General features: G+C 64.5%; 22 protein-coding genes and 2 pseudogenes. 9 read left to right on the top strand and 15 right to left on the bottom strand.

What is annotated here, in order from left to right; translation table 11 throughout:
* The coding region (locus tag GJ630_RS16365; RefSeq protein WP_191450382.1) for a DNA mismatch repair protein at nt 1-1,342 on the top strand (1,342 nt) is incomplete at its 5' end.
* A gap of 29 nt (nt 1,343-1,371) precedes the next feature.
* Here GJ630_RS16365 and GJ630_RS16360 read toward each other — a convergent pair.
* The 5 genes and pseudogenes from GJ630_RS16360 to GJ630_RS19660 form a co-directional block, all read right to left on the bottom strand.
* Nucleotides 1,372-1,812, bottom strand: coding sequence for an SRPBCC family protein (locus tag GJ630_RS16360; protein WP_146418088.1), 441 nt, complete (start codon nt 1,810-1,812; stop codon nt 1,372-1,374).
* A gap of 286 nt (nt 1,813-2,098) precedes the next feature.
* A complete protein-coding gene (locus tag GJ630_RS16355) occupies nt 2,099-2,410 on the bottom strand; it encodes a hypothetical protein (protein ID WP_014040554.1) in 312 nt (103 codons plus the stop codon).
* Between the two features lie 645 nt (nt 2,411-3,055).
* Nucleotides 3,056-5,436 (bottom strand): annotated as a pseudogene (locus tag GJ630_RS16350) (heavy metal translocating P-type ATPase).
* Nucleotides 5,433-6,206 (bottom strand): sulfite exporter TauE/SafE family protein, encoded by a 774-nt coding sequence (locus tag GJ630_RS16345; RefSeq protein ID WP_191450380.1) that lies wholly within the window; start codon nt 6,204-6,206, stop codon nt 5,433-5,435. The pseudogene GJ630_RS16350 and the gene GJ630_RS16345 overlap by 4 nt, the downstream one beginning before the upstream one ends.
* Nucleotide 6,207: 1 nt before the next feature.
* On the bottom strand, nt 6,208-6,384 hold the full coding sequence (locus tag GJ630_RS19660) for a hypothetical protein (protein ID WP_023843297.1): 177 nt from the start codon (nt 6,382-6,384) through the stop codon (nt 6,208-6,210).
* Between the two features lie 167 nt (nt 6,385-6,551).
* Between GJ630_RS19660 and GJ630_RS16340 the strand changes: the two genes are divergently transcribed.
* The 4 genes and pseudogenes from GJ630_RS16340 (at nt 6,552) to GJ630_RS16325 (ending at nt 10,617) form a co-directional block, all read left to right on the top strand.
* On the top strand, nt 6,552-7,784 hold the full coding sequence (locus GJ630_RS16340) for a halocyanin domain-containing protein (protein ID WP_191450378.1): 1,233 nt from the start codon (nt 6,552-6,554) through the stop codon (nt 7,782-7,784).
* 4 nt (nt 7,785-7,788) lie between these two features.
* Nucleotides 7,789-8,358 carry a cytochrome c oxidase subunit II gene (locus GJ630_RS16335; RefSeq protein ID WP_014040559.1) on the top strand — a complete coding sequence of 190 codons (570 nt, stop codon included), beginning with the start codon at nt 7,789-7,791 and terminating at the stop codon, nt 8,356-8,358.
* Nucleotides 8,358-10,045, top strand: a pseudogene (locus GJ630_RS16330) (b(o/a)3-type cytochrome-c oxidase subunit 1). Before GJ630_RS16335 ends, GJ630_RS16330 begins: the two are co-directional and overlap by 1 nt.
* Before the next feature lie 23 nt (nt 10,046-10,068).
* Complete coding sequence (locus tag GJ630_RS16325) at nt 10,069-10,617, top strand: hypothetical protein (RefSeq protein WP_191450376.1); 549 nt, start codon at nt 10,069-10,071, stop codon at nt 10,615-10,617.
* Nucleotides 10,618-10,622: 5 nt separating this feature from the next.
* On the opposite strand, the gene GJ630_RS16320 is transcribed toward GJ630_RS16325, so the two are convergent.
* From GJ630_RS16320 to GJ630_RS16280, 9 genes are all read right to left on the bottom strand, one after another.
* Nucleotides 10,623-11,894: a zinc ribbon domain-containing protein gene (locus tag GJ630_RS16320; RefSeq protein WP_191450374.1), complete on the bottom strand. Its 1,272-nt coding sequence runs from the start codon at nt 11,892-11,894 to the stop codon at nt 10,623-10,625.
* Between the two features lie 40 nt (nt 11,895-11,934).
* Nucleotides 11,935-13,077: a zinc ribbon domain-containing protein gene (locus tag GJ630_RS16315; protein WP_191450372.1), complete on the bottom strand. Its 1,143-nt coding sequence runs from the start codon at nt 13,075-13,077 to the stop codon at nt 11,935-11,937.
* Nucleotides 13,078-13,137: 60 nt separating this feature from the next.
* Complete coding sequence (locus GJ630_RS16310) at nt 13,138-14,346, bottom strand: PP2C family serine/threonine-protein phosphatase (RefSeq protein WP_050038181.1); 1,209 nt, start codon at nt 14,344-14,346, stop codon at nt 13,138-13,140.
* A complete protein-coding gene (locus GJ630_RS16305) occupies nt 14,343-15,581 on the bottom strand; it encodes an FHA domain-containing serine/threonine-protein kinase (RefSeq protein WP_191450370.1) in 1,239 nt (412 codons plus the stop codon). Before GJ630_RS16305 ends, GJ630_RS16310 begins: the two co-directional genes overlap by 4 nt.
* 56 nt (nt 15,582-15,637) lie before the next feature.
* Nucleotides 15,638-16,822: a VWA domain-containing protein gene (locus tag GJ630_RS16300; RefSeq protein ID WP_050038182.1), complete on the bottom strand. Its 1,185-nt coding sequence runs from the start codon at nt 16,820-16,822 to the stop codon at nt 15,638-15,640.
* A gap of 133 nt (nt 16,823-16,955) precedes the next feature.
* The gene (locus GJ630_RS16295) at nt 16,956-17,558 is read right to left on the bottom strand and encodes a hypothetical protein (protein WP_191450368.1); all 603 of its coding nucleotides are present in this window, start codon (nt 17,556-17,558) and stop codon (nt 16,956-16,958) included.
* The gene (locus tag GJ630_RS16290) at nt 17,548-18,663 is read right to left on the bottom strand and encodes a DUF3179 domain-containing protein (protein ID WP_023843300.1); all 1,116 of its coding nucleotides are present in this window, start codon (nt 18,661-18,663) and stop codon (nt 17,548-17,550) included. The genes GJ630_RS16295 and GJ630_RS16290 overlap by 11 nt, the downstream gene beginning before the upstream one ends.
* 108 nt (nt 18,664-18,771) lie before the next feature.
* A complete protein-coding gene (locus tag GJ630_RS16285) occupies nt 18,772-19,410 on the bottom strand; it encodes an alpha/beta hydrolase (RefSeq protein WP_014040569.1) in 639 nt (212 codons plus the stop codon).
* Between the two features lie 166 nt (nt 19,411-19,576).
* Complete coding sequence (locus GJ630_RS16280) at nt 19,577-20,410, bottom strand: VOC family protein (protein ID WP_044952237.1); 834 nt, start codon at nt 20,408-20,410, stop codon at nt 19,577-19,579.
* Between the two features lie 285 nt (nt 20,411-20,695).
* On the opposite strand from GJ630_RS16280, the gene GJ630_RS16275 reads away from it, so the two are divergent.
* Nucleotides 20,696-20,932: a UPF0058 family protein gene (locus tag GJ630_RS16275; RefSeq protein ID WP_004592453.1), complete on the top strand. Its 237-nt coding sequence runs from the start codon at nt 20,696-20,698 to the stop codon at nt 20,930-20,932.
* Between the two features lie 137 nt (nt 20,933-21,069).
* Here GJ630_RS16275 and GJ630_RS16270 read toward each other — a convergent pair whose 3' ends face one another.
* Nucleotides 21,070-21,543: a DUF555 domain-containing protein gene (locus GJ630_RS16270; protein ID WP_014040571.1), complete on the bottom strand. Its 474-nt coding sequence runs from the start codon at nt 21,541-21,543 to the stop codon at nt 21,070-21,072.
* Nucleotides 21,544-21,794: 251 nt separating this feature from the next.
* Here GJ630_RS16270 and GJ630_RS16265 point away from each other — a divergent pair, with 251 nt between their 5' ends.
* The 3 genes from GJ630_RS16265 to GJ630_RS16255 form a co-directional block, all read left to right on the top strand.
* On the top strand, nt 21,795-22,703 hold the full coding sequence (locus GJ630_RS16265; protein ID WP_050038185.1) for a DNA-3-methyladenine glycosylase: 909 nt from the start codon (nt 21,795-21,797) through the stop codon (nt 22,701-22,703).
* 5 nt (nt 22,704-22,708) lie between these two features.
* Nucleotides 22,709-23,032, top strand: coding sequence for an acylphosphatase (locus GJ630_RS16260; RefSeq protein ID WP_151145980.1), 324 nt, complete (start codon nt 22,709-22,711; stop codon nt 23,030-23,032).
* A 46-nt stretch (nt 23,033-23,078) separates the two neighbouring features.
* A partial coding sequence (locus tag GJ630_RS16255) for an NAD(P)H-hydrate epimerase (protein WP_191450364.1) occupies nt 23,079-24,014 on the top strand: 936 nt, incomplete at its 3' end.

The following is a 24,014-nucleotide window of genomic DNA, read 5'->3' as shown; positions in this document are numbered from 1 at the left end:
GACGGGGGGTGAACTAGCCGCAGTCGACGTGGCGCTCGCACTCCGGGACACTGGCATCGAGAGCGGCGTGTTCGAGCCGTTAGCGGCCCTCGACGGCGAGTCACTGACGGCTGGCCGGGCGGCGCTCGCCGGCCTCGCGGGCGACGGCGAGTCCGTCGGCGAAGGGGCCGACGAGGAACTCGACCGCCTGCGCGACCAGCTCGGGCAAATAGAGGATCTTGCAGCGGCATCAATGGAGGTCGTCGAGGCCGTTCAGGAGGGCGCTCGGCGGCCCGACGAGTTCCAGGACGCGCTCGTCCGGCACGTCACGGGCGAGACAGGTATCGACGCTGCCAGAGTCCGCGACGCGATGCCCCGCGAGGCGACCGACGCGCGGGATTTCGTCGACGTGGCGCTCCGGGAACTCCGAAGCACGCTCCGAAGCGACGTCCGGGAGCGCGAGGGGACGGTCGCCGACCGGCTGGAAGACGACCTCGCGGACGCCCGCGGGGACATCGACGCCGCCATCGAGGCGGTGGACGACATCGCGTTCTCAGTGTCGCTCGCCCGCTTCGCCATCGCGTTCGACCTGACGCGCCCGACGTTCGTCGAGGACCGCAAGACCATCGCGGTGAAGCGGGCCCGGAACCTCACCATCGCCGACGTGGAAAGCGTCCAGCCGGTCACCTACGCCATCGGCGACCACACGCTGGACCTGGACCGGGCGAACCAGCCGCCAAGCGGCGACCGGGTGGCTGTCCTGACCGGCGCGAACTCCGGCGGGAAGACGACCCTGCTGGAGACGCTGTGTCAGGTGCAACTGCTGGCCCAGATGGGGCTGCCGGTCCCCGCCGAGGCCGCCGAGGTGGGCATTGTCGACACCGTCGTGTTCCACCGTCGGCACGCCTCGTTCAACGCCGGCGTCCTCGAATCGACGCTGCGCTCTGTCGTCCCGCCGCTGACCGAGAGCGACCGGACGCTGATGCTCGTCGACGAGTTCGAGGCTATCACCGAGCCCGGCTCCGCCGCCGATCTCCTCCACGGGCTCGTGACGCTGACCGTCGACCGCGATGCGCTGGGCGTGTTCGTCACTCACCTCGCGGACGATCTCGAACCGCTGCCTGTCGAGGCCCGTGTCGATGGCATCTTCGCCGAAGGGCTGAATCAGGACCTCGAACTACAGGTCGACTATCAGCCCCGGTTTGGCACTGTCGGGAAGTCCACGCCGGAGTTCATCGTCTCCAGGCTCGTTGCGAACGCAAAGGACCCTGTCGAGCGAAACGGGTTCGAGACGCTCGCCACGGCCGTCGGCGAGGAAGCGGTCCAGCGGACGCTCTCGGACGCGCTCTGGACTGACGAGTAGCGCAGTTACGACAGCGAACCGGCGACGACTCACTCTTCCCCTTCGACTGCCCCGGCGATGTTTTCCAGCAGCCGCCGTACCTCCCGGCAGTTGTACCATCGGATAAGCGGCGCGAAGAGAAACTCCAGCAGCGGCCCGGGAACCTCGTATTCGGCCGCGTAGGTGAGCCGCGTTCCGTTGCGCTCCGGTTCGAACCGCCAGGCGATCCGCCCGGCGAGGTCGCCGCTCATCTCGTAGACGATTCGTTCGGGCGGCTTGTACGTCGTCGCCCGAACCTCGCCGGTGAAGGTGACCCCGAACATTTTGTACTCGTAAGCAGCCCGATTCCCGCCGTTTGGCAGCCGCTCGATGCGTTCGGCGCGGGTAAGGCTCGGCGTGACGGCCGCCTGGTTCGACGGCTCGTCCATGAAGGTGAACACCGTCTCAACGGGGGCATCGAGCCAGCGGTCGTCGGACGTATGGACCGTCATACGGACTACTTCGCGTTCCAGTATCTTACAGGCTCGGCCACACAGGCCAGCAGACTAGTCCGGATACGGACGACTGCGACCGGTCCCGGCGGCTACAGCCGACGGGTACGGCGTGACTGTGCTCGGCTCTTCGAGTCGCGTCGCCGCCTACCGATGACAGCGGCGAGGTAGGTTCTATGCATCATGGGTGATTTCCCGGCCGGAATCGGACCTGCGCCAGGCAGGAACCCGGCCCCACTTGTTGATTTCGGGAAAGCAGGAGACGGGGCGAGTTAGAGGGTTGCGCTTACGCGTTACCGGTCACGTTGAGGCGGTTGACCGCCATCACGCCGAACCCCTCCTGCAGGAGTTCGGTGCGGCCATCGGCGGTGTTCCGTTCAGCGTCAACGCACAGGGTCAGCGACACGTCGGCGTCGACCCGGATGTCGGTCCAGGTCGGCCGCACGCTGGTCACGCGGTCGACCGCCACGTCTTCGACGCCGTCGACGGCCGCGAGGACACCGGCGACACCGGCTTCGAGGGTCTCGGACCCGCCACGCGGAACGCGCAGTGATACGTCGGCCGATACCTCGGTCGGGGGAGTCGCCTGCAGCGACATAACGCCGACGGCCGGAGTCGAACCGGGCCGAGAGGGCACTCACCAGTCGAGTCGCGTCGGTCGGAGACTGCGCGGGTGGCGGGCGCGTACGTCCGGCCCGGAACGGCCGGTACAGGATTCCCACACCGGGAGGATGGGGAACCCGACGGCTGGACAGCGAGATAGCTACACGACACAGTACAGACTCGGGGGCGAGTGGCACAGGCCGACAGGCCACACTGGGCGGTGCAGGCCTATCAGACGGAGTGGCCGAGCGGGAGACAGGGCTTCACCGCTTGACAGTGAGCCCGAACGAATCGCCACCGCAGTGCGGCGTCCGTGAGTGGGACGCCGGTCCCACGGCAGCGAACCAGTCTATGGTGCCACGGGCGGAATTTTCACCGAGCGGGTGTCCGCAGTGGCCCGTTCCCCAATAAGGGATGCGTACTCGACCGTAGCGTCAAGGCTACGTTCGATAGCCGACCGCCCGCTGTACAGCCAGCGAGCGAACGACGTTGGCGCGGGAACGGGAATTGCGTAAGTCATGGGTCACCACGTCGGTGAAAGCGACGTATATCCGACCAGAACCGGTGATATATTAAATCTGTTTCAGACATGATACCAAATGACAAGAACGGGCGCGTTCGCTGGCACGACAGCACGGCTTCAGTCGGCCGCTGCTGGTTGCTGCGTCGCAGTCGGTCCCTCGGCACTTGCCTTGCTGTGTGTGGCTGTTCCCGCCAGCGTCCGCGTGGAGTTCCCCACGACGAGCAGGCTGCTGGCCGTCATCGCCAGCGCCGCAAACAGTGGGTTCAGGACGCCAAGCAACGCGAGCGGGAGCGCCACGGCGTTGTAACAGAACGCCCACGCGAGGTTCTGTCGGACCCGCGTGCGAGTTGCGGCCGTCACGGCGAACATGTCAGGAACGGCGCGCAGGTCGTCTGTTGTGACGACCGCGTCGGCCGCATCGGCGGCCAGTGACGTGCCTGACGCCATAGCGATGCCGACGTCGGCGGCAGCCAGGGCCGGGGCGTCGTTACTCCCGTCGCCGACCATCGCGACAGTCCCGCGGGACTGCAGTCGCTCGACGACTTCGGCTTTCGCCTCCGGCGGCACCCCGGCGAACACTTCGTCGACGCCGTCGTGGCGCTCGAACGGGACGGCGGCCTCGGGCCGGTCGCCAGTGATGACGACGACATCGCGGTCCCGGGCGAGCGTCGAGACGACCGACTCCCAGTTCGCGCGGAGCCTGTCCCCCGCGACGAGCACGTCCTGTGCTTCGCCGTCCCAGCCGACGAGCGCCGGGACACGCCCGTTCTCAGTCGCACGCTCACACTGGGTCCGGAGGTCGGCGGACACGTCGAACCCGAGGTCGTCGAACAGCGCTTGTGTCCCGACGACAACGTGGTCTCCGTCAACCGTCGCACTGACGCCCTGACCCGGGTGTTGTTCGAACCCGGAGACAGCCGCGTTGGGGACCGGGACGGCGTCGGTCACTGCCTCGGCGACGGGATGCTCCGCAAACTGCTCGACTGCGGCCGCCCGAGACATCGCCCGCTCGTCGGCCTGCTCCAGCAGTTCCATCTCGCCGGTCGTCAGCGTGCCCGTCTTGTCGAACGCGACCACGTCCGCGTCGGTCGCCGTCTCGAACACCGCATCGCCGGTGACGACCGTTCCGCCGTCCAGCGCCCGGCGGATGCCGGCCGCGGTCGCCAGCGGCGTCGCCAGCCCCAGCGCGCAGGGACAGGAGACCACGAGTACAGCCAGCCCGGTCAGCATCGCGTCCGTCGGCGTCGCTCCGGCGACGAGGTGCCCGCCGGTAGCGAGAACAGCCAGGAAAACCACCAGCGGGACGAAGACGGCGGCGATACGGTCAACCAGCCGCTGGACGCCGCCGCGCGTGCTCTGGACCTCCCACAGCAGGTTCGTCAGCCGGTCGACGGTGCTCTTGGCGTCCGGCCCGACCTGGACGACGACGCCGCCCTGCGTGACCAGCGACCCCCCGATGACCTCGTCGCCGTCCGTCTTCCGGACGGCTAGCGACTCCCCCGTCACGAGCGACTCGTCGACGGCAGCGGTCCCTTCCACGACGGTGCCGTCGACCGGGACGCGATCCCCGGACCGGACGACGACTTCGTCACCCGGGCCGAGGTCGCCGACCGCGACCTCCTCGTGACCACCGTCGGTGCGTCGCCGGGCGCTATCGGCCCGCTGTGTCGTGAACTCTGTGAGGCGGTCCAGCGCGCGCCGCCGGACCCGGTCCTGATAGTAGTCGCCGACCGAGACGGCCATCACGATGACCGTCGCCACGTCGAAGTACACCTCTGTATGTCCCAAAATGACGGCGACAACGCTGTACAGGAAAGCGGTCACGGCAGCCATCGCCACCAGCAGGTCCATGTTCGGCCGGCCGGCCCGGAGGCTGACGTAGGCCCCGCGAAGCAACGGCCACCCGGTGTACCCGACCACAACACCGGTCATCACGGCCATGTTCCACAGCAGGTAGTCCCCCGCCTGCCCCGCCGGGTCGAACAGCAACAGCGACGGGTCGACACCGAGGTAGGCCGGGTAGAGAAAGAGGATGTACCACAGCATCGTCATCATTCCGAAGAAGCCGCCGACGATGAGACGCCCCTCAAGTTCGTACTCGTCGTCGGTCTCTGTGGCCTGCAGATTGGCGTCGTAGCCGGTGCCGGCCACCGCGTCCGCGAGGTCCGACTCGGAGAGCGTATCGGCGTCGTAGGTGAGTTTCATCGTCCCGGTCGGGTAGCTGGCGGCCGCGGCGGCGACGCGTCGTGGTCTGTGGCCCGCGCTTCCAGAAACGTCTCGCAGGTCGCACAGTGCATCCCCTCGACGGAGAGGAAGGCCGTCTCGCCGTCGGCGTCGTCCGGGTCGGGTCCTGTGTCGGCCGCATCGTGGGTCTCCGTCGCCGGGTCGTCGAGCGTCCGGGCGACCTCCAGACAGCCGCGACAGCAGAACGTCCCCTCGACCGCGTCGTCGGTGACCGGCGTATCAACCGGCAGGTCACAGAGCGTACAGTGGGTCATGTCCAGGGCATCGGCAGGGGTGGTTTCGGGATGACGATACCGAACGCCGCCAGCCCGTTCGACAGCGGGACGAGCGCGAGCGCGATGAAGACGACCCCGAGCACCCGGTGTAGCGTCGCGCGATGGCCCGGCGACAGCGTGCCGAAGGCGGTCCCGTAGGCGAACACCAGCGGGAACGTCCCGAGGCCGAGCGCGGCCAGCGAGAGCCCGCCAGTGAGCGCGGATCCCGTCGCAAACGCATACAGGAACGCCGGGTAGAGCAGCGGACAGGGGAGCAGCCCGTGCATTGCACCCAGCGCGACCATCCCCGGGCCGTCGACCCACCGGTCGACTCTGGCGACGAGCGACGCGGAGAGTCGCTGGAACAGGTCCCCGACCAGCGGTAGCGACCGGGCCACATCGACGGCGCGGCCACGGGAGAGATACCCCAGCCCCACGGTGATGATAGCGAGGCCGACGAAAACCCCGACGGCTCCACGGACGGCGGTCCCGAGGCGTGCTAAGCCGGCCACGTCGTACAGAACGCTGCCAGCAGCGCCAAGCACCGTTCCGACGAGCGCGTAGCTCAGCGTCCGTCCGGCGTTGAACAGCGCGTGCTGACGTATTTCGTGGCCTGATACCGGCCCGCCGTCGTCAAGTCTATCGGCGTAGGTGGTGACTAACGGCCCGCACATCCCGAGGCAGTGGACACTCCCGACGAGTCCCAGCCCGACGAACGCCGCGAGGCCGGCCGTCTCACCGGAACTCAGCCCCGCCGTCCCGAACTGCATATCAGACGGTACTCGACTCGGTTGGTTGTGTCATCCAGAACAGGCTGCCGGCGATGATGACGACGCTGACCAGCGAGAGCGCGACGATGGAGCGTCCGGTTCCCTGCATGTAGTACGCGACCGGCGCGAGACCGAGCAGCGCCAGCAACGTCACGAGCCGAGGGCTTGACGCAGACATATCTGGCCGTACGTTAGAGGGATTATAAAAAGAAACGGGTCGTTCCTGCCGGCTGAAAACACCATCAGGGGTTTTTTTAGGTAATCTGCTATCTTCCCAGATATGGTACGGCACGAAGCTAGAAGCAGCCAGCTGCCAGATTCGCACGACGCGGTGGGGGTGCGACGATGGCGCTGAGTCGGCGACAGTTCGTCGGTGCCGCAGCCGGGACGGCGGCGCTGGCCGCGACCGGCACGGCGACAGCACAGGAAGAACCGGACTACGGCGGCTGGTTCGACGACGTCTCGAACTACGACGGGACCGCCGACAAGCGAGGCCAAGACACTGTTACAATCACCGTCGGCGCGCAGGGCAACAACGGCGCGTTCGCCTTCGACCCGCCGGCAGTGATGGTCAGCCCGGGCACAGAGGTCGTCTGGGAGTGGAACGGCGAAGGCGGCGGTCACAACGTCGTCTCCGACGGCGACGGCCCGCTCGACTCCGGGGGCGCGGTCAGCGAAGCCGGCACGACCTACAGCCACACCTTCGAGTCTGAGGGGATGTTCAAGTACGTCTGTGTTCCCCACGAAGCGCTCGGAATGAAAGGCGCAGTCGTCGTCCGGTCCGGTGGCAGCGGGGGCGGCGACTCCGATGGCGGCGGTCAGCAACAAGGACCGCCGGCAAACCCGGATTACGGCGGCTGGTTCGACGACGTGTCGAACTACGACGGAACGACAGTCGACAGAACCGACGCCGATAGCGTCGAGATATCGGTCGGTTCACAGGGCAACAACGGCGCGTTCGCCTTCGACCCGCCAGCGGTTCGGGTGACACCCGGCACCGAAGTGACGTGGAAGTGGACCGGCGAAGGCGGCGGCCACAACGTCGTCTCCGACGGTGACGGTCCACTCGACTCCGGGGGCGCGGTCAGCGAAGCCGGCACGACCTACAGCCATACCTTCGAGGAAATGGGCGTGTACAAATACGTCTGTGTCCCTCACGAGTCACTCGGGATGAAGGGCGCTGTCGTTGTCGGTGGCCCGCTCGATGGCAGCGGTGGTGGCAGTGACGGCGGCAGCGGACAGGAAGGGAGCGGTATCGAACTCTCCGGCCCGCAGTGGCTCCTTTCAGGCTCGGTCCTGCTGGCGTTCTTCTCGCCGCTGTTGTTCGCGGTCGCGATGCGACGCCGCCAGAACGGGCGGCCACCACAGACGGGTGAAGGTGGCGAGCTACGGCGGGCGAGCGGCCCGGAACCTGTTGAAGAGGCCGCTGAAACTGAACCGGCTGTCGAATTAGGCCACGACGAGTACGACCCGAAGGGAACGGCGGCGCTGGTCGCGTTCTACTTCGTGCTCATCGCCCTGCTGTGGGTGTTCATGTACTTCGTCGAGTTCCTCGGCCGTGTCTCAATAATCGGGTGATATCATGCAGGTTCATAGATTCGAAAAAGTTTGGCTCGGTGCAGCGATACTGCTCATCGTCGGTTTCATCGCCACCATCGCGTACGGGTCGGTTGGTGTCGGCGTCGGGATGGTCGACGATACGGGCGGACAGATCAGCGCAGAAGAAGTACAGAACGGTAACACTGGGACCCAGTTCGACGACCCCGGTGTCGTCAAAGAGGACGGGCAGTACGTCGTGTACGTCGTCGCCCGGCAGTTCCAGTTCTCTCCCGGAACTGGGGACACACCGATCCGCGTGCCCGCGGGTGAGAACGTCACGTTCAAGGTGACCAGTGCAGACGTGGTGCACGGCTTCTCAGTGGTCGAAACCAACATCAACACGATGGTCATTCCCGGGCAGGTCTCGGAAGTCTCGGCCCGGTTCAACGAGCCCGGCACCTACGGGCTCATCTGTCACGAATACTGCGGGGCGGCCCATCACACGATGGGTGGCTCCGTCGAGGTCGTCCCGCCGGAGGAGTACGATATGCAGCAAGAGAACATCGACCAGTCCGCAGATGACGCACAGGCTCAGGAGGAGGCGGATCAGTAATGGTGTTCGTCGACTCCTATCCGAAAACGTCGAAGCTCGTCCGTAGCGAGTTCCTCGTCTCGTTCATCGCTCTCGGAATCGGTGCGCTGTTCGGCGTCATCCAGGCGCTCCATCGGACCGGCGTGTTCCGGGGCTTCGTCAGTTCAGCCGACTACTACACGATTCTGACGGGCCACGGCGTCCTGCTGGCGCTCGTGTTTACCACGTTCTTCATCGCAGGACTGTTCACATGGGCTGTCGCCAGCAGTCTCGAACGGGAGTTGCCACAGCGTATCGCCTGGTCGGCCTTCTGGATAATGCTCACGGGGACGGTGCTTGCGGCCGTGTCTATCATCGGCGGTATCGTCGGTTCGCCGTCGATCCTGGGTCACGACCTCGAAGCGGACGTGCTGTTCACCTTCTACGCCCCGATGAAGGCGCACCCGGCGTTCTACATCGGCGCCGCGCTCATCATCGTCGGCTCGTGGGTCGCCGGCCTCGCGTACTTCAAGTCCCTGTGGGAGTGGCGCTCTGAGAACCCGGGTGAACGCATTCCCCTGCAGACGTTCATGGTCCTGACGACGATGCTGATGTGGTACGTCTCCACCATCGGCGTCGCCGTCGAGGTCGTCGCCTTCCTCATTCCGTGGTCGCTCGGACTCATCCAGAACGTCGACCCGCTGCTGACGCGGACGCTGTTCTGGTACTTCGGCCACCCGGTCGTGTACTTCTGGCTCATGCGGCGTATCTCGTCTGGTACACGATTCTACCGAAGCTGGCCGGTGGGCGGCTGTTCAGTGACCCGCTGGCCCGCGTCGTGTTCGTCGCCTTCCTGCTGCTTTCGACCCCGGTCGGCTTCCACCACCAGTACACCGACCCCGGTATCCCCTCGGGCTACAAGTTCATCGCGATGACGAACACGATGTTCTTGCTGTTGCCCTCGCTGCTGACCGCGTTCACCGTGGTCGCCTCGGTCGAACACGGCGCTCGCCAGCGGGGTGCAAAGGGCTATCTCTCCTGGCTTCGGAATCTGCCCTGGGGTAAGCCGGCCTTCGCCGGCTGTATGCTCGCCGGCCTGATGTTCGCCGCAGGAGGGTTCTCCGGCATGATCAACGCCGGGATGAACATCAACTACCTCATCCACAACACCATCTGGGTGCCCGGCCACTTCCATCTCACCGTCGGGACTGCGTTCGCGCTAACGGCGATGGCGATCAGCTACTGGCTGGTCCCACAGATCACCGGGAAGAAACTCCGACAGCGCACCATCGCCACGCTCCAGCCGTACGTCTGGTTCGTGGGCATGGCGGTGATGTCGAACGCCATGCACCGCGCCGGCCTCGCCGGCATTCCGCGACGGACTGCCGAACCGACGTACGACGAGTTCGCGTTCGAGGGCGTCGCCGGAACGGTCGGCGAAATGCGCATCCAGATCGCCATCGGCGGCTTCCTGCTGTTCGTCGGCGCGGCGATGTTCCTCATCGTCATGGCCGACACCTTGCTCGCTCGCCGCGGCGGGACGCTGTCGGTCAACGGGACGATTCCGGAGCCGCTGTCCGGCGCGGACCACAGCCCGCGTATCCTGGACAACTACAAGCTCTGGACGGCGATTGCCCTGCTTCTCATCGCCATCGCCTACGGGCCGCCGCTCGCCAGCATGGTCGCTGATGGACTGTTCGCGCCCGGTAGCCCGCCGATCCCGGTCTAACACAACTTCACTACTCTCTCATCATGTTCGACGACGTCGACGGTCCGGAGCAGAAAACGCTGCTACGACTCCTCATCATCGTTGGAATCGGCTTGCCGATCCTCATCGAGGTCGTTACCTTCGGGAGTATGATGGGGCATCATTTGACCGGGGACACCGGGGATGAGGCGGTCCCCGAAACGCCGACTGCGGAGCCGGCCGGTGCCGGCGTCGGCGACCCGATTCTGGAATCCGCGAACGTCTCAGCCCGCATCGGTGCGGCGTCTGTCGTCACCGCTGACGAGGGGTGGCGGTTCACGCTCACGGTGAACGTGACGAACACCGGGACAGACCCCGCGGCAGTTCGTCTCGACAGCGTCACCACCCGCAGCGGCGAGACGGTTGCGGAATCCGCGAGCACCGGACAGCTACCAGTGAATCAGACTGACGACGTGACCAAGTCGTGGCTACTGCCCCCCGGCGAACGACCGGACACTGTCTCCGTAACAGTGCTAGTGTATCCGGACGGGGGCTCGGTACAATCGACGCAATACACCGTTGCGCTCGGTGACATCCCCGTTTCGAACCGCTGACCGTCTCACTCGTCCACGGGGTCGCCACAGGACGGGCAGGCGGTAGCATCGGGCGGGAGCGACTCGCCGCACTCGCCACAGTACGACTGGCCGGCGTCGCGGCCGCCCGGCGTGAAGACGGACGTATCGTCCATCCATGCCTCGTTCGTCGCCGAGTCAGCCGCATTCGAACTGTCCGTCCCGGCCGTCTCCGATTCCGTTTCTGTACCGCTGTCGGTGGCCGCCGTTTCCGGTTCCGCGTCGTCGTCCGACGGCTGCGCGTTGTTCTGTTCCGATCCGTGAGCGGGCGGTTCCGCCGCCGGGACCTCGTCGGGCGAAAACACTCGCGTCCCGGTGTGTCCCGGTGGCTCCTCGTCGCTGTCAGCATCTGCGGTGTCGGTCCCCGCTCCAGTCTGTTCCCGGGAGTCCGGTGCGGCGTCCACAGTCCGTTCGGCAGTCGGACTCTCGTCGCTGCTTTGTGAGCCGCCGACCGGTGGCATGATAGGGAACCGCTGGTCCGGACGGCGCTGGGGGTTCGAAAGCGGCGCACGGATTCGAACGACGGTTCCAGCGAGCAGTTGGAACAGGAGGTACGCGCTCGCCAGCACGCCGGGGACGGCGATGAACAGAGGTGTGGCTTGCGATGGCTGTACGCCCGTCAGTTGCAGCGCCGTCTCCGCTACGGGAGCGACGCCCGCCCGCGCCAGCCACGGGGACAGCGACGACGACACGCCGGGTGCGACGACCGGCTGGGTCAGCCACCCAGTCCCGAGAGCAGCGGCGCTTACGAACACCAGCAGCGACAGGAGTCGTGGAACCGAAAGCGTGTAGACGCGGTGTCCATAGGCGACGGTCCGGACGACGAGATGCACCGTCCCGAACAGTGCAACTACCGTGAGCAGACGTTGCTGGCCGAGCGTGACACTGAGCAACAGGCAGCCCAGAAGCACACTGCCGGGGAGAGCGAGCAACAGGCTCGGATGGTCCAGCCGATACGCGTCGGCGAGGTTGCCGTAGCTGTTCCGAAGCCGTCGGTTGACGAGGACAACGGTCGCCAGCGACGGACCGAGGAGCCAGAGACTGGCGGCAAGTACAGTGCGTAGCGAGATAGTCCGGCCAGCAAGTGTCACAAGAACAGTACCTTCGATCCCTGGGAACTGCGCCAACAGCAGCCCCGTCGCGAGCACCCAGCCACCGTAGACGAGCCATGCCAGACCCACACCCACAAACAGCCAGGTTTCAGTTCGCAGTAGTGCGGCGGACTCGCGGAGTTCCAACCCCAGTCGACCACGCTCCATCAGCCTGATATTTCCCGACCGACCGCTTAACTGTGGGTGGTCACGCCGCCCGAATTGTCATCGTGGCGACGCCCGACAGTTCGAGTTCGTCGCCCGGTTGGATCGGTTCCCGGTCGCCTTTCTTCAACTGGGTCTCGTTCAGCCGCGTCGGGTTGTCCCCGAGGTCGACCAGATAGTACCCTTCCGGCTGGCGGTCGAACCGGACGTGTTCGCGGTGGATCCGAACCGCTTCGTCTTCCGGTCGCCCGGCATCCAATAGTGCCGCCCGAATCTCCCGGCCGATGCGGTCACCGTCTTCGATGGTGATGTCACGACCCTCGACCGAGAGGACGAGTTTGTCCGGTACCGCCGCGTCGTCGGTGGACTGTGACGCGAGTGTGTCGACGGCGTTGCCCGTGGCTCCTGACTCACTCTCCGTCTCATCGGCGGTCGACGACCCTGTCGAGTCAGCCGTCGGCGTGTCGCTCTCGCCGCGATGTGCGTCTAAGTCCTCCCCACAGTTGACACAGAAGCTGGCATCGTCGTCGACAGCGGTGTCACAGGACGGGCACGCGTCGAGCGAGCCGTCGTCGCCCGGTGTGATATCCTGTACGTCGGCACCGCAGGCGACACAGAAATTCGCGTCGGCGTCGAGTTCGCGGTCACAGTCCGGACAGGAAATCGTCGCCGCGTCGTCATCTGTCTCCGAGGTGTCGTCGGATACCTCGGCGTCCGCATCGGAGTCACTGCTGGACTGGTCCGAGGTGTCGTCATCCTCGTCGGGTTCTTCCGCAGCCTTCGGCTCGGTTTCGTTTTCGGCATCGGTGTCGGCTTCAGGCTCGTGTTCCGTCGCCGTCTCCGCCGTCCCCACCGTCTCGTCTCCGGCCTCGGCTGCCCCAGTATCCGAGGCTCCATCCACCGATGCGCCGTCGTCGCTGTCATCGTCGACAGTGTGCCCATCTGGGGCGTCGGCTTCGTCGCTAGCCCCCATCGGCCGGCCATCCGTCGGGTCCGCCTCGTCCGTGCCTTCCGGTATCAGGTCGGCGTCGTCCGGCACCGCATCGTCGGTGTCAAAATCAGCAGCGCTTTCGTCAGTGTGTTGCCACTCACCACAGTCCGGGTTTGTGCACCATCCGCCCGCGACTGTCGGATCAAAGTCCTCGTCGCATATGGGGCATTTTACCGTGCGGTCGGATTCAGGCATGGGTTTCGTTAGAGAGTATAGAGTCGAGAAATAAAATACTTGTCCCACGAAACTTTCTCTCTATTCGTCTGTCATAATAACGGTATCCCGTTCGGAAATGTCGAGATCAGGGTCGATATCTCGGACTGGCATCCCGCCGCTTTCCGGTGTTTCCGGAAGCGCACTGTCGGCAAACAGGAGCACGGAGATGTTGTCCTTCCCCCCGCGGTCGTTTGCCAGTGACACGAACTCCCGACTCGCCGCGTCGAGGGACGCTGCATCGAGGACCACGTCACGGATCTCGTCGTCGGTGACGGCCGCTTCGCGGATACGCTCGGCCACTGAATCGGCGTGGTCCGAATCGACGTACTCCTCGTACAGTTCCGGCGCGTCGGTCTGTGCGTCGATGAGTCCGTCGCTGGTCGCCAACACCGTGTCCTCCGCGTACAGCCTGACCGTCCGCGTGTCCACCCCGACAGTCGCCTCGTCGGGGTCCTCGTAGCCGGACCCGCCCAGCGCGCGTGTGATCTCGTTGCCGTTCGGGTGGACGTGTGCCTCGACCGGGTCGATTTCGTCGTTGTCGACCCACTCCTGAACGACGGCGTGGTCTCTGGTCAGCGGTGAAATCGTCTCACGGGCGCTGTTGACGACGTAAGCCCGGCTATCACCGACCCAGCCGTAGTGGAGTTTGCCGTCGGCGTAGATGCCTGCAACGACCGTCGTGTAGGATTGGGTCCCGGTCTCGTTTGCGTACCGGATGATCTCGCGGTGGGCCGCCGTAATCGCCTCCGCCACGGCAGTTTCGAGTTCCTGTTCGCCGGGCGGGTCCGGGAGGACGTCGCGGGCGACATCGACGTCGAACCCGCCGGGATAACTCCGGGCCGTTCGAATCGCCACGGGGGCGAGGTGTTCAGCCACGATAGTCGTCGTAATGTACGACGCAATGTCTCCGGCGTCGTGTCCGCCGGCACCGTCGGCCACCACGAACACGCCGGCCGAACGGTTCATCGGTCTCCCGTTGCCCTCAGTGTCAGCTGAAGCCCCTTCGTCAGTGTCCGCTGCGTCCGTGTCGTCAGCGGTATCGGTCGCCGTCTCAGTACCGGCTGTCTCGTCTGTCACATCCGCCGTCTCGTCGCCGTCTGCTGTGACCGGCTCCTTCGACTGTGGCCTGTCTTGCCCGCGGTAGCCGTCCCGATGCCCCTCCTCGAACACCGTCAGCGAGACGCTGTCCTCGTTGATGCCCTGTCCTCGCTTCCGCTCGCCGATGTCGTAGTTCGTGCTGTATCTCATGACTCCTCCGGATGGAACTCGAACGTGACCCCGTAGGTCGGATGGACCAGCGACACCAGGTCGCCGTCGGTGAGTGTCACCGACTCGGGTGGAACGTTGCCGTGTCTGTCGGTCGGGTCCTCGCCCTCGGAGCGCAGACGGTTGCGTCCGGGTTCGGAGAGGACCCGCTGCCAACCGGCCCCCTTCTGGACGAACGTCCCGTTGAGGCTCCGGTCGTGGAGGGACCACTCGCCGTCCTCGATATCGAACTGTACCTGCACCGAGGAGATGTACTCCCCCTGCGGGTCTTCGATTGTTATCGATGCCGGGGGACCGCTCGCGCCCTGTCGCCCGATAGTGTCGCCCGGTTCGACGGTGAACTGCCTGTCCGCTTGAATGTACGTCACTGACGCCGTCGCGGGCGGCGTTGGATCGCGCCGTTCGAGGACCTCTTTGAGGACCGTCGCGTTCCGGTATCGGTCGCGGTAATGTGACTGCGTGGCCCGTTCGACGATTTCGGCCAGATAATCGTCGCAGTCGGCCCCGAACGCTTGCGGGTTCACCCCGTCTTTCTTCGGGACGCTCCCCTTGAGCAAGAATAGGAGTATCTTCCCGATAGAATACACGTCCGACCACGGCCCCTGCCGAACGTCGGTTCGGCTGGCCTCGGCGACTTCGCGGGGCTTGAACGGCCCCAGAATCGTCGTCCCGGTGTTGCCGGAGGACGGATCCTCGGTGGCATCGAACCCCGTCGCCGTATTGAAATCGATCAGCGTGGGCGTGATGTCGGGTGTGAGCATCACGTTCTCCGGTTTCAGGTCCCGGTAGACGATCTCGTTCTCGTGGAGAAACCCCATCGCGTCACAGAGGTCGATGCCGATCTGTCGGACCTGTTCGCTGTCGTCGATTGGGCCGTGCTGGTCGATGACTTCGTCGAGTTCGATGCCGTCGACGATCAGCTGGACGACCAGAAACGGAACGTCACGCTCCGTGACCTGATCGTAGTAGTCCATCACGTTCTCGTGACCGCCGGCCCGGCGGATGCGTTCCAGTGATCCGACCTCCTTTTTGAAGTACTCCTCGATGATGTCGGGGTCGTTCTGGGATTCGGTGTAGTTGGGGTACTTCACAGCGACCGGCTCACCCGTCTCGGTGTCTCTGGCGCGGAACGCCTTCGCGAACCCTCCCTTGCCGAGGAACTCCTCGAGTTCGTACTGGCCGGCGATGACATCACCGCTCTCAGGTTCCCAGTTCATGGATCACCCGTTTCTCCGGCCAGTAGCGGCCCTGCCGACACTGCAGGTCGTTGCAGTCACTTCTGGATGCCCTCGTCAGTGACGATCTTCGTCGCCTTGTTCTGCTCCTTGCGTCCGCCTTCCATCACGATCCGCGTCTCACGCTCAGCGGTCTGGACGGCCTCGGTGTCCTCGCCGTGGATGCGCGTCATCCGCTCCAGTTGGGTCTGTGCCTCGGCGACGTTGCCCTTGCCGAGTTCCGTCTTGATAACGGTCTGTCGGTGGTCCACGTCGACCTGTTCGTTGTGCGCGGCCAGTTTCGCCTCGTCGTCGGTGTAGTCGACGGTGATCGATTCCCGCGTCGTCTCGCCGCCAGCGTGCAGCGTGACATCCGCCACGGACACGGCGTCTTGCGGGTCGTTGGCCGGCGCGTGTATCTTCAGCACGACTCGCTGAGTCTCCCGCTCTAGCAGGTCGGGCAGCGGCACGACAGCCGCGTTGTCCTCCCAGTTGGGGTCTACAGACTGGGTCTGTGGCAGCGAGCGGTACACTTCACTCACCTCGACACCGTCAGCCACGTCAAGTTCGAGACGGGCGTCGGGAGCGACGACGGTCCCGGCCTCCTCGACTGCGTCGCCGAAGAACGACTCGATGTCACCGGCGGCGTCCAGGTGTGTCCATTCGCCGCGGGCAACGGTACCGAGCGTCCGGATCGTCTCCTCGCGGTAGTCGCTCCCGATACCGGCCGCCTTGATTCTGATGCCCTCGGTGTCGATTTCGCGTGCTAGCGTCCCGAACGCTTCCGGGTCGTGGGAGTTGTCCTTCCCATCAGAGAGGAGCAGGACCCGCCGAGCCGTGTTGTCGTCTGTCGGCAGATCCTGCAGGGACGCCTTCGCTTCCAGCAGGCCGCTGTACATATCGGTGCCCCCGCCAGCGGAGATGTCAGCGACCGCGTCCACTGCCGTTTCACGCGAAATAGTCCCCCACCGGGTCGGTGCAAGAACCGTCGTGACCTCGTTGTCGAAGGCGATGATCGAGATGTAATCGTCCTCGTCGAGTAGCCCGAACACCCATTCAGCGCCAGCGCGGGCCTGTTCGATGTCTTCGCCGGCCATCGATCCACTCGCGTCGATACAGAGAGCAATCTGTCGCGTGGGTGGCTCCTCCAACCGTCCGGGCTCGACTTCGATCTCAGCGGTCAGTTTCGCCCCGCCCGTCGGCACGTAGGGTCGGTTGACCTCGCTCACGACAGTAGCGGTCATACTGGTAGATGGGTCGTACGGAGTAATTATATGTTTCCCTCAAATCGAGGGAAAAAAGTTCCAACCGCTACCTGGGCCGGTAGCCTGTAGTTACTAGCTACCCCCCGGTAGTAGGAACAATCTACGTCGCCTGTCACGCTGGCTCGACTCGGCTGCCGACCCAGAGAAGGGTTCCGAGCAGTGCCACGACAGTGAGCGGAAGGAGCCACTGGAACAGCGAGAGAAGTCCAGCGCTCGCCTGCACACCGACAACGAGCAAAATAGTGGGCCCACAGCAGGCGAATCCGGAGAGCAGTCCCGGCAACCCCGACACAGCCCCTGCCCCCGGGCCGAGACGGCAGGCCGATGGGCCGCGCCACGCGACGGCGGAGACGGCGAGGTTGAGTCCGACCAGCGATGCCAAGACGGCACCGAGAAGCACGTTCAGCGGCGAGACGAGCAGTTCGACTGGGCCGACGACGACCAGTGCAATCGGTTCCCACTGAAACGGCCCGACCTGCCGGAACGCACGGGTAAGCGGGTTACTGACGACAGAAACCTCGTAGCCGGCTGGGCCGAAACCGAGGTGTCTGAGACCAGCGAGGTACAGCAGGAAGTACGCCAGTCCAGACACACCCAGAAGCAACTGACCGTCGCGGCGGGTGAGCGCTCCCCGGACCGCAACCGCAGTGTGCCGAAGCAAGCGTTCGATGCGAGCGGCCACACCAGCCCCGTCGGCTGCACTATCAGTCGACATACGCACTCTCCGGATAGAAACCGGCCCAGGCGAACCACATGGCGTCGAAGGCCAGTGAACGGTCCAGCGGGAGCGAATCGGCATCGTGTGTGGTCCCTTCGAGCGTGTAGCCGTCGTCCGCCGCTTCGACCGTCGCTGACTCCGGATTCGCGTACACGTAGCCCGTTTCGAGGTCGGTGTCGGCGACGGCGACGTACGGCGTGTCGCCGATGTTGCCTGTCAGAACGCGCTGACTCAGCAGTGTTCCCTTATCGAAGGCCACCGCCCCCGTCTCCGTCCGGGTCCCGATGACGACGGTCTTTGGGTGCGCGCGGCTGTCACCCTGCAGCGGCTCAAACAGCGTCCGAGTGCTCGAATAGTAGCCGCGTTTCGCGTTGTACTGGCCGTATGGATCAGTGCCGTAACGCCGCGAGAAGCTGGTATCCTCGGTCAGAACGGTCGTTTCCGGATAGGTACTGGACCAGCGGTCCCACGTCGTCCAAGTGATCCGGAACTCCCGCAGCGACTCGCCAGTTAATGGGCCCGTAATCGCTGTCGCCAGCATCTGTGGCCACCAGCTATCGGTGCCCCGGTCGTACATCGTCAAATTCGAGTTCACAAGCCGCCCTGAGACGCCGAACTCCACCGGACCGCGCTCAAATCCCTGTGCGGTGCCCGTCAGCGGACAGTACGTCACAGCGACGGAATTACCACCGACAGTGTCGTTCACGATTTCGTGGTGGACGAGAATGTACTGCGGATAGGCTTTCGCCTCCCCGTCGCGGACCACGCCGAACACCGGGTCGTCCGGAGCCAGTATCTCTGGAGGCGTCTCGGCAAACGTCGGGTCGTCGATGGACGGAATACCGTCTTTACGAACGCCGCCGCTGACGATCTTCTCTTCGAGCGTCCCGATCTCGTAGTCTAGATGCAGGCGACCATCAGCCGTCGGTGGCTTCGACCCGTCGCTTCGGTCGGTTGCCGTCGATGGCGTCCCGGTTCCGCCGCCGGACCCGGCCACTGAACGCGATCCAGTAGTCGAGCCGTCATCTCCCGCGCAGCCTGCGCCGCCGAGTGTCACACCGGCACCAACCGTCGTGAGAAGCCGTCGGCGGGAAAGGTCCATGCCATGTGTAGTCTTTCCAATCACTAAGTCTCGCGGTGAGGGGCCGGTAACTCCCTGCTGGCACGCTCAGCGAGGCTATCTCGGTGTACGAACCAACGCTCGGACGGCCTAATTGACGAGGGTGGCGGCCAGCGACGAGACGTACGCCAGTTCGTCCTCGTTCACGCCGTGGCCCATCCCCTCGTAGATGCGTTCCTCCACGTCCCCGTTCAGCTGCTCGAAGACCGAGGCCGTAACGTGAACGCGCTCTTCGGGAATGTGCGGATCGACGTCGCTACAGCCCAGGAACACCGGCGTTTCCTCGATGTCGCCCTCGTACTCGCTCTCGTCGATGGTCTCGCCGATGAGGCCACCACTGAGAGCCACGAGCCCGCCGTAGCGCTGCGGGTTACGGGCGACGAACTCGCTCGCGAGACAGGCCCCCTGGGAGAAGCCCAGGACGAGCACACAGTCGGTTGGTATCCCGGCTTCCTCGGCCTCCGTGACGGCGTCCTCGATAGCCTGCAGTCCCGATGTCCGCCCGGGTTCGTTCTGCTCGACCGGCGAGAGGAAGGAGTTAGGGTACCAGGTGTTCCGCGCGGCCTGGGGGGCGAGCAGAGCCAGCCCGTCCTGCTGGAACTCTGTTCCCATCTGGACGATACTCCGGGCAGTCGCACCCCGACCGTGGACCAGCACCGCCGCCGCGCTCGCCTCCGATAGCGCGGCTCCAGCAGTCACGAGTTGCTGGCCCTGATGGGGGCCGCTCATCGCGCTCCTCCCGGCCGTCGGCTGTGCCCTGTCACGTCCGTGCAGTCCGTTTCTGTTCCCGTTCGCCCGGTTGCCGTAGCCAGCCACCGTGTCGTGTGCATACCTCAGATAGCGCGCGAAGACACTTGACTTGGCACATCGGTCAATCGGTCGAGATATCCCGTGTTCAGGCTCGCAATCGGAGTTCGATGTCGTCACCGTCACGCACTGTGAGACCGGTATCGGTTTCGGAGACAGCGTAGCCGGACTGACGGAGGCGCTTACGTGTCGCAGCAAGGGTTGCTTCGTCGGGGAATCGAATCTCGAACCACGCCAGACCCTGTCCGGCGTGGGGCCTTGACCGCCCCTGCCAGACGTTGGCTCCGATGTGGTGGTGGTAGTCACCGGCCGCCAGAAACACCGCGCCGTCGTACGCGGCTCTGACACGCAATCCGAGTGCGTTGGCGTAGAACGACCGGGCCGTCTCCACTGACGAAACTTCCAGATGTACGTGTCCAATATCGGACCTAGCGGGCATCGACTGTTCACCGGTCGCGGCAGCCGCGACTGACTGCGTATCGAGGGGCTCTGTCACCATTTCGACGTGACCCGACGGTGTCTCCTGCCACGGCGCCCGCGGAAAGTCCCGATAGATCTCGACGCCGTTACCGGCCGGGTCCGACAGATATAGCGCCTCGCTGACACCGTGATCCGATGCGCCGGAAAGTGTCCACTCCGATTCGATACGCTTGAGTGCATCACCCAGCGCCGCTCGCGACGGAACGCGAAACGCGACGTGGTACAGCCCGGTCCCGGCAGAACCTCTCGCTGGTGCGTCTGGCCGACGGTTCAGGATCAGTAGTTCCTGTCCACCCGCACCGAGTATCGTCCGGTCGTCGTCTGAGTCTAGGACTTGGAGGCCGACAACATCACGGTAGAAATCGACAGTCGGTGGTAAGTCAGCAACGGTCAGGGCCACCCGGCCGATCTCGGTTTCTGATGGGAGAGTGGCTTGGTCCATACCGATAGCAGGTATAGGCAGCCCATAACTCTGGGTGCCAGCCGGAGACTCCCGCAACGAGTTTGAGTCGACAGTGTTCGAGTCGAGGCCGTCCGTCATCGAAGCGTTGTACATTGCTAGCACTCAACAGTGCCTTTGGAGAAATGGTAAAATTCAGTGTAAAAAACTCAAAATATACTCCGCACCAGGAATTATTCATGAACTATTACGTATTACTAGCAGAGCCGTGTGTTAACCTTCATCAGAGTAGTACTATAACCTTCGAGTTGTTACCTTGGGTTGACTATGAAAAAGCAGGAGCTCATCCACCTTCACGGCCTGCTTGCACAGGTACAGAACCACTACGAAGCCGAATCCGGGACAGAAGTAGACCACGACGAATACGAGGAACTGGGCGTCAAGCCGACATCGATTCACAAGTCGAAAACAGACCACAAGGCCGCTGTCTTTGCGATTGCTGACGGTATTGCCTCCGAGATGGCTGACGAGACCAAAGAGCCAGTTTCTGCCGCCGCGGACTAACAGTTCTCCGTCGTTTCTATGCAGTTCTCCCGACGAGCAATGCTATTAGTGACTGTATAACGGCTGTCGGAATCATATTGGAGACGCGATACGTCGAGGGTGTTGAACAGAGAGACCCTGTTGCTCGGTAACCGGACTTACTCGTCGATTAATTCCTCGAATTCGGGTAACACGTCGTCCGATTCGTCCTCGGACTGGCCCGACGACTGGTCATCGGCCTCTGCTGTCGACTCTGTCGACGAAGACTCGTCGTCCGTCGTTTCGTCGGCCTCCTCCGGAATCTCCTCGATTTCGAGCACGTCGAGCGGGATGTTCTCGAGTCGTTGCCCGATCTCCTTGCGTGCAATTCGGGCGGCATGTTCGTCCCGTTCGACGTTGAACACGGTCATCTCCAGTTCGAGTGCGACGAGACTCTCATCGGCCGCGAGAAAAGCCGGTTCCAGTGTCTCGCCGCAGTGCGGGCAGTGCCGGTCGCCCATGTTGATCTCGACGTAGTTGAGGTCGGGGTTCAGCATTTCCCCCGTCTTCGAGATGGCGATGCGAACTGCCTCGTCCGCAGATGCCACATCGTACACTGGGACTGCGGCCTCGACAACAACTCGGCAATTCATGCTAGTATGTTTGTTTCCCAATATAATGAAGGTTAGCCCTGAAACGGGGATCACCTCTCACCCCATATATCGTGGTATAGAGGGGCAGAAAGCACCGTTGAGCCGCACAGACGCAAGCGACATAAAACATCACGACGGCGAAAAGCAGTGACAGATCAGACGGATATGAACGTCCGCTAGTCGAGAGAGGTCTCCAACCCGTGCGAGCGGAACTCGTAACGCCATTACCTCCGGGTCCGTACACACGGACAATGGAACAGGGCGTCATCGACGTCGGGTCGCTGGCCGGCGGTATCGACCTCCAGGCAACTGTCGAGAGCGGGCAGTCCTACCTCTGGAACCGGGAGGACGGCGAAATGTACCAGCGCGACGGGGGAACCGGGGACGACGCGTGGTACTGGACGACAGTCCGTCGAGACGGGTCACCAGCAGTCATCCGCGTCCGGCAGCGGGACGGTGTCCTCGAATGGGAGTCCACGATCGACGCGGAGGCAGACCTCAAGCGACTCCTGCGGCTTAGGGACGACCTCTCCGCGATTCGGACGACGGCACCGGCCGACGACGTGGTCCAATCAGCCTACGATAGGTTCTGGGGGATGCGTCTCGTTCAGGACCCACCGTTTGGCTCCCTCATCTCGTTCATTTGCTCGGCCCAGATGCGCGTGGCCCGGATACACAGTATGCAACAGGCGCTCCGCGACGCGTTCGGCGAGACAGTCGAGTTCGACGGGCGGACGTACAACGCCTATCCGACGCCGTCAGCGTTGGCCGAAACGACCGAAGAACGCCTCCGGGACCTCGGGCTGGGCTATCGAGCGCCGTACGTCCAGCGCACCGCGGAGATGGTCGCAGGCGGCGAGGCCGACCCGGAGGAAGCCGTCGGTCTCGACTACGAGGACGCCAGGGAGTCGCTCACCCGCTTCGTCGGCGTCGGCGACAAGGTCGCGGACTGCGTGTTGCTGTTCTCGCTTGACTACCTCGAAGCGGTCCCGCTAGACACCTGGATCCGGTCGACCATCGAGGAGTACTACCCGGAGTGTGAGCGAGGGAACTACACCGACACGTCCCGGGCCATCCGGGCCGCGCTCGGCGGCGAGTACGCCGGCTACACGCAGACCTACTTGTTCCATTATCTCCGGACGGGCAGCGACGAAAACTGACGCGGGTGATGGAAGGCGACAGTATAACGGAGTCCGCAATCAAACCCTCGGACATGGCTCGCACGCGAGCACATGTATTCGTCTCCGGTCGTGTCCAGGGCGTCTATTACAGAGCGACCACGCGGGAGCGTGCACAGGACCAGGGGGTCGACGGGTGGGTCCGGAACCTCGACGACGGGCGCGTCGAAGCGGTGTTCGAGGGCCCCGAAGCCGACGTGGATGCGATGGTCGAGTTCTGCCACGAGGGGAGCGAACGCGCGAACGTAACCGACGTCGAAGTCGAGTTCGAGGAGCCGAGGGGCATCGACGGATTCGAGGTCCGCTGGTAAGCCGCCGTCCCGTAGAGTTACTTCACTGGCGGGCGAACCTGCGGGTATGCTCACCGGCTCCGAAATGGGTGTCGTCGATGAGAACGCCGCGGCGCTCGGCGTCCCGCGCAAACAGCTGATGGAGTCGTCCGGGCACGCCGTCGCACGGGCGGTCCGTACCCTCGCTGACCCCGGCGACCAAGTCACCATCGTCGCTGGTCGAGGGAACAACGGCGGAGACGCGCTCGTCACCGCCCGCTTTCTCGACGAGTACGACCTCCGCGTCCTTTTGTTGGGCCGCCCGGACGCAATCTCGACGACGATTGCCAGGGAGAACTGGGATGCCCTCCAGCACGCCGAGTATCCGACGAAACCAGTCAAAGATTCCTCGGCCTTCGACCTTGGGAGCCCTGACGTCGTCGTCGACGCGATGCTAGGAACGGGAATCGCCGGTGCCCTCCGGGAACCGGAGGCAACGGCCGCCACAGCGATGAACGAGAGCGACGCGATCGTCCTCTCTGTGGACGTCCCGTCGGGCCTCGACGCCGAAACGGGGCGGCTAGCCGAGAACGCCGTCGACGCCGACCACGTCGTCACGTTTCACGACACCAAACCCGGTCTGGCGGACCTCGACGTCCCGGTCACAGTCGCCGACATCGGCATCCCCGACGCCGCGGAGTTGTTCATCGAGCGCGGTGATCTCACCCGCCTCGAACGGGACCCAGCGAGCCACAAAGGCGACAACGGCGAGGTGCTGGTCGTCGGCGGCGGCCCGTACACCGGCGCGCCGGCGCTCACTGCCCAGGCCGCCCTCAGAGGCGGGGCCGACCTCGTTCGAGTCGCCTGCCCGGCAGTCGTCGCGCGGGAAATCCAGTCCTACAGCGAGAACCTCATCCTCAGACCGTTCGACGGGGACCACCTCGCGCCACCCCACGTCGACAACCTCGCCGAACTGGCGGCAGAGCACGACACGCTGATCGTCGGGCCGGGACTCGGGAACGCC

Origin of the sequence: Haloarcula sp. CBA1122, from assembly GCF_009741785.1 — an archaeon.
Taxonomy (GTDB): domain Archaea; phylum Halobacteriota; class Halobacteria; order Halobacteriales; family Haloarculaceae; genus Haloarcula; species Haloarcula hispanica.
Note: the sequence above shows the minus strand (reverse complement) of the source record. Positions and strands in the feature narration are given on the sequence as shown.